The 5445-nt window shown below is 71.2% G+C and carries 7 protein-coding genes; 3 read left to right on the top strand and 4 right to left on the bottom strand.

The window, feature by feature from the left end:
- Together D7W79_RS38200 and D7W79_RS38195 are read left to right on the top strand one after the other, a co-directional pair.
- The coding region (locus D7W79_RS38200; RefSeq protein ID WP_147442263.1) for a tetratricopeptide repeat protein at positions 1–726 on the top strand (726 nt) is incomplete at its 5' end.
- A 142-nt stretch (positions 727–868) separates the two neighbouring features.
- Positions 869–1231 carry a PH domain-containing protein gene (locus D7W79_RS38195; RefSeq protein ID WP_439099270.1) on the top strand — a complete coding sequence of 121 codons (363 nt, stop codon included), beginning with the start codon at positions 869–871 and terminating at the stop codon, positions 1229–1231.
- A gap of 11 nt (positions 1232–1242) precedes the next feature.
- Here the strand turns inward: D7W79_RS38195 and D7W79_RS38190 are convergent, their stop codons facing one another.
- Together D7W79_RS38190 and D7W79_RS38185 are read right to left on the bottom strand one after the other, a co-directional pair.
- The gene (locus D7W79_RS38190) at positions 1243–2079 is read right to left on the bottom strand and encodes an FHA domain-containing protein (protein ID WP_120530182.1); all 837 of its coding nucleotides are present in this window, start codon (positions 2077–2079) and stop codon (positions 1243–1245) included.
- Between the two features lie 129 nt (positions 2080–2208).
- Positions 2209–2844 (bottom strand): outer membrane beta-barrel protein, encoded by a 636-nt coding sequence (locus D7W79_RS38185; RefSeq protein ID WP_120530181.1) that lies wholly within the window; start codon positions 2842–2844, stop codon positions 2209–2211.
- Positions 2845–3030: 186 nt separating this feature from the next.
- On the opposite strand from D7W79_RS38185, the gene D7W79_RS38180 reads away from it, so the two are divergent.
- Entirely contained in the window at positions 3031–4236 is a 1206-nt protein-coding gene (locus D7W79_RS38180) for a carbohydrate-binding family 9-like protein (RefSeq protein WP_120530180.1), read from the top strand.
- A gap of 9 nt (positions 4237–4245) precedes the next feature.
- On the opposite strand, the gene D7W79_RS38175 is transcribed toward D7W79_RS38180, so the two are convergent.
- Entirely contained in the window at positions 4246–4506 is a 261-nt protein-coding gene (locus D7W79_RS38175) for a hypothetical protein (protein WP_120530179.1), read from the bottom strand.
- A partial coding sequence (locus tag D7W79_RS38170) for a ComEC/Rec2 family competence protein (protein WP_147442262.1) occupies positions 4506–5445 on the bottom strand: 940 nt, incomplete at its 5' end. The genes D7W79_RS38170 and D7W79_RS38175, both read right to left, overlap by 1 nt.

Genomic DNA, 5445 nt, shown 5'->3' with positions numbered 1-5445 from the left:
GCCCCGCCCCAGCGCACGTCACAGGCGGTGCTGGCGGCCACGCGGATCCGCGATGGGGACGCGCTGATGCGCGAGCGGCGCTACCGCGAGGCGGCCTTCGCCTTCCTCGACGCGGAGCACGCGGCACCAGATCACGTGGAGGCCCGCTTCAAGCTGGGCAACGCGCTGGCGGTGCTCGGCTACTACGCGCGCGCCATTGAAGAATGGGAGGCCGCGTCGCGCCTCACCCAGGACGCCGCCATCCGCCAGAGCGCGCAGGACAACATCACCCGGGCGCGCGTGAAGCAGGGGGAGGCCGGTGCGTCGCCGCAGGCCGTGGGACAGCCTCCGGGTTCAGGCCCCGTGGCGGACACGACGCGGGCCCAGGCACGCCGCGCCTACGAGCAGGGCGTCCAGCACATCAGCCAGCGCGCCTACGCGCCCGCGCTCCAGACGCTGACGCAGGCCCTGCAGCAGGAGCCGCTCCTGACCGTGGCGTACATCGCGCGAGGCAGCGCCAACATCGGGCTGCGGCGCTACGCGGAGGCCGCGGCGGACTACCAGTTCGCGCTGAAGCTGGAGCCGGAGTCGGCCTCGCCGCTGTATGGCCTCGCGGAGGCGTACCGCGCGCTGGGCCGCAACCTGGAGGCCCGCGACCTCTACGAACGCTACGCCCGCTCCACCGCCGCGGACGTGCGCCCCGAGCTGAAAGAGGAGTCCCGCCAGAAGGCCGAGCGCCTGCGCTGACCGCCTGGCTGGTGACCAGACGGGCATGGCTGGAGGGGCTGTCCGGCCCACTATTTTGAAGGGCATGGACCGACGCGATCGGACGGTGGAGGGGAAGCAGCAGCAGCAGGTCTTTCGCCCCCGCAGGGTGCTCGCCGCGTTGATGGCGGCGGCAGGCCTGTTATGGCTGGGCGTCTTCGCCTGGCTGTTCCACTTCGACGGAGTGCCGCTACAGACCTTCCTGTCCGCGGCCTTCTTCGTCGTCTTCTTCGCGGTGGCCGTCGCCTACTACGGCCGCACCCGCATCGAGGTGGATGCCCGGGGCATCACCTGCCGCGGCATGGTGCGCACCCGGCGCTTCTCCTTCGCGGACATCCGCAAGCTGGACGTGCTCCCCGGGCCGGTGACGGTCTACGCCATCCGGGGCAGCAAGGGCTTCGTGCACTTCACCAGCTTCTTCCGTCACCACCAGCGCCTGGCCCGGCTCCTGGTGGAACGCGCGGGCCTCTCGCCCCTGCCGGCGTAGCGCGCCCCGCGTCAGCCGGTCGCCGCCAGCACGGAGGCGACGAGCAGCGCACCCAGGGCCAGCGTGACGGCCCCGGTGATGATCCATCCCGCCAGCCGCCGTGGCTTCCCTTGGGGAGGCCGCGGCGTTTCCGTTCCAGCCAGTGTCTCTTCAGCGGCCACGGGCTGGGGCACGGGCAGGGCCTTCCCTGAAGCCTCATCGAACGCCGCCTGGAAGCGGAGCAGTGAGCGCCCCAGCTCCACGACGTCCCCGTCCGTCAGAGGCCCTGGGGCCTCCAGGCGCACGCCATTGAGAAACACCCCGTTGGGCGTCCCCAGGTCCTCCAGCACGAAGCCCGAGTCCTCGCGGCGGACCCGTGCGTGCATCCGGGACACGGCCCGGTCGCGCAGCCGCAGGGCCACGCCGTCACCCCGGCCGATGTCCGTGCACGCCTCCGCGAGCGCATGACAGCGGCCCACGTCCAGTCCGGTGAGGCAGGTGAGGGTGGCGGCGCGGGACGGCGGGGCTTCCGCATCCGTCAACAGGCCCTTGAGCACCGCGACCGTGCCCACGCCACGCTCGGGGGCGCTCGGCTCGGCAATCACGCGCAGGCACATTCCGTCCGGCAGGCCCAGCACCTCACCGGGCACCACCAGGCGCGACACGCCGGGCAGCACGCGCACCGCGTTCACGGTGAAGCTGCGCACCGCCTCCACCATGAGCCGGCCGGAGTCGATGCGCAGGGTCAACAATCCCGCGGGCAGGCCCTCCAGGTGGATGTGATCATCGGGGCCACCGCCCAGCAGGTGGTGGCCCTCGGTCAGCTCGAACGGGGTGGGGGTGCCCAGGTGCTCGAATTCGAAGCGCATGCGGACGCCCGGCAGCAAGCGTCACGCCTGCCACCGGACGTCGCGTTTTCGCGAGGTTGCCCCCAGGCTCCCATCCAGTCCCGGCCTCCCATGTCCGGAGGCCGGGACGGCGGTGGCCACGGCTTCCGTCTAGAAGGTGGCACCCAGGTTGATGGTGCCCATGTAGCGGCCGCCGCTGCTGAACGTCTCGTCGCTGCCCAGGTCCACGTCGGACGGCGGCACGGTGAGCGCGAACTCCTGGTCGAACAGGAAGTTGTAGTTCACGCGCGCGTCCGCGGTGAAGCTGCCCAGGTGCAGGCGCAGGCCCGCGCCCACCGGCACGTTGCCCACCGTGTCGTCCTGGAAGCCCGGGGCGAACGCGCGCACGTTGTACCGGCTCAGGCCCACGCCGCCCATGATGTACGGCTGGATGGGCGTGGCCGTCAGGCCCAGCGTCACCGCGGCCTGCGCGCCGTTGCGCACGATGTCCGGCCCGTTGGCGTTGGTCGCCAGCACGCGGTCGTTGTTGAACTCGCTGATGGCGCCCGTGTAGCCCAGCTCGAGGCCCAGCACGTTCGTCGGCTTGATGGCCACCGTCACGCCGTAGCCCAGGCCTGGATCAATCTGGTCGCGGAGCCCGCTGGTGTAACCCTCCACACCGCCGCCCACGAGGAATGTCAGGCCGCGCATGTCCGCGGACCTGCGCAGCTCCGTCGAGGCCGCTTGCGCGGAGCCCGCCGCCAAAACCGCTACCGCCGCCGCTCCAGCCAACAGTCCCTTGCTCATGTGGTCCCCTCCCTGTGTTGGACCGAAAAGTGGGGTGTACTTTCGTCCATGCCAACCGGGCCCCGGGGGCCCGCTGGCTCGGCCGCCTTCCCTTGCGGACGGCTTGCCCATGCACAGGAAAGGCGTTGTCCCGGGCGTGGAAGAACGCTTCCTGGAAGGCGCGGAAGGGTAGACTCCGCGCCTTCGATGCGCCTCCGCTCCCTTGCCCTCGTCCCGCTGCTGTCCTCCGTCCTGTTCGTCGCCGGTGCGTGCCGCGATGAGCAGGCGGGCCCTGCCCACCGCGCGCCCAGGCTGCCCGCGCCCACGACGCTGCGGACGCTCGACGCGGCGCCGGAGGGGCTGACCTTCAGGAGCGGCGCCACCTTCGCGGGTGGCGCCATCGTCTACCTGGGCTCGCGCGTGACGCCGGAGCGGCCCACGCCGGGGCAGCCCGTGCGGATCGCGCACTACTTCCAGGCCGTGCGCCCGCCGCCGCAGGGCTTCCACTTCTTCGTGCACGTGGTGGATCCGGACAGCGGCCAGATGCTGGCCAACGCGGATCACGAGTTCCAGGACGGGGCCGCGCCGCTGGAGACCTGGCCCGTGGGCAAGGTGGTGGAGGATGTGCACACCGTCCCCATGCCCACCGTGCCCGCCCGTCTGGCAATGGGCTTCTGGCGCGGCGACGAACGGCTCTCCGTGGATGATCCACGCATGCACCAGGGCGACAATCGCGTGTTCGGTCCGCTCCTGGGCGGCGAGGCCCCCGCGCTGCCGGAGTACACCGTCACGCGCGTGAAGAAGGCGCCGGTGCTCGACGGCGCGCTGGACGACGAGGCCTGGAAGGGCGCGAAGCCGGTGACGCTCGTGGGCAGCTTCGACGGACGGCCCGGACGGCTGCGCACGCAGGCGCGCCTCGTCTACGACGACGCGAACCTGTACGTGGCCTTCGACGTGGAGGACCCGGACATCTGGGGCACGCTGCGCAACCGCGACGACTCCATCTACGAGCAGGAGGTCGTGGAGGTGTTCCTCGACGCCAACGCGGACGGGCGCACGTACAACGAGCTGGAGGTGTCCCCCCACAACGTCATCTTCGACGCGTACTTCCCCGCGCGGCGCCAGGGCATGGACCTGTCGTGGGACTCAGGGATGAAGACGGCGGTGAAGGTGCGCGGCACGCTGGACGACGCGTCCGACCGCGACGAGGGCTGGACGGTGGAGCTGGCCATCCCGTTCAACCGGCTCGCGGAGGTGCCGCACATCCCGCCCCAGCCCGGCGAGCGCTGGCGCTTCAACCTCTACCGGTTGGAGCACCACGACCGCCGGCAAGTGGAAGGCCAGGCCTTCTCCCCGCTCTTCATCGGTGACTTCCACGCCCTGCCGCGCTTCGCGTGGCTCGTCTTCCAGTAGGCGGGAGCGTCAGGCGTGGGGTGAGATGTCCCAGGGCGCGTCCGCGACGGAGCGCTCCGCCGGGTCGCCCAGGAAGCGCACGAAGCCCCGGGACTCCAGGGTGTCGACGAGCTCCTCGGCTTCCAGTTCGGAGAACCGGTTCTCCCTCATGTCTAGCAGCATGTCGCGCATGAGGGACTTGCCGCGCAGGTAGCCCACGGGCTCGCCCGGTCCAAGTCGGGCCTTCAGGTCGGCGGTGAGTTTCCGCAGATCAAGGTCATCGGAGATCATCACCTCTCAAGGTGTGCCTGACCCCCACTCCCGGCAACGGGGAGAGGGGTGGAATCCAGATGCGGCAGGAAGGACACCAGCCGGACGTCCTGACCGTCGCTCTCCAGGGTGATGGCCCCGTCCTGGTCCGTGCGCCAGCACTCGGTGCCCAGGGTGCGGTAGCGCGCCTCCACCTCCGGATGGGGAAAGCCGAAGCGGTTACGCCGGCCCACGCAGAAGACCGCGTGACGTGGCCGCGTGCGCTCCAGGAGCGACGCGGTGGACGACGTGCGCGAGCCATGGTGCGGCACCTTCAACACCGTCACCGGCCCCAGGGCCTCCTTGAGCGAGGCCTCGCCGTCCGCTTCCACGTCGCCAGCCAGCAGCACGGTGACGTCGCCATGGCGCACGCGCAGCACCACGCTCCGGTCATTCGCGCCCTCCATCAACTCCCGGTCCACCGGAGGCCCCAGCACCTCCAGCGTCGCCTCACCCAGGGCGAACGCGGGATGCCCCACCTGCACCTCCTCCACGACCGCGCCCTTCGCGGCCGAGACAATGCGCCGGGACAGCGGCCCGTCCGCGCTTCCCGCAGACAGCCACAGGCGTTCGGTGGGCACCTGGGCCAGGGTCGACACGAGTCCGAGCGCATGGTCCGGATGCGGATGGGAGAGCACCGCGAGGTCCAACCGCGACACGCCCTCGGCCTTGAGGAAGGGCAGGACGAACCGCTCCCCGGTGTCCGCGCCCTCCGGGACGCCGCCCGCATCCACCAATGCATGGTGCCCCTGCGAGCGCAGCACCACCGCGTCCCCCTGACCCACGGAGAGGAAGGTGATCCGCAGCGCGGGCTCCGGAGTGAGCACGGGCAGCAGCAAGGCGCCCAGCACCGTCCCTGGAACGAGCAAGCCCATCCATCGCCAGCGTCCCGAACCGAGCGCCCAGCCGCCCAACCCCCTG

The sequence above is a fragment of the Corallococcus exercitus genome, assembly GCF_003611585.1.
Taxonomy (GTDB): domain Bacteria; phylum Myxococcota; class Myxococcia; order Myxococcales; family Myxococcaceae; genus Corallococcus; species Corallococcus exercitus.
This window is presented reverse-complemented; position numbering and strand designations above follow the sequence as displayed.

Bases quoted from the DNA above. Each gene is read 5' to 3' on its own strand.
- D7W79_RS38195 (WP_439099270.1), top strand. From the start codon at position 869: ATGGCGGCGGCAGGCCTGTTATGGCTGGGCGTCTTCGCCTGGCTGTTC.
- D7W79_RS38190 (WP_120530182.1), bottom strand. From the start codon at position 2,079: ATGCGCTTCGAATTCGAGCACCTGGGCACCCCCACCCCGTTCGAGCTG.
- D7W79_RS38185 (WP_120530181.1), bottom strand. From the start codon at position 2,844: ATGAGCAAGGGACTGTTGGCTGGAGCGGCGGCGGTAGCGGTTTTGGCG.
- D7W79_RS38180 (WP_120530180.1), top strand. From the start codon at position 3,031: ATGCGCCTCCGCTCCCTTGCCCTCGTCCCGCTGCTGTCCTCCGTCCTG.
- D7W79_RS38175 (WP_120530179.1), bottom strand. From the start codon at position 4,506: ATGATCTCCGATGACCTTGATCTGCGGAAACTCACCGCCGACCTGAAG.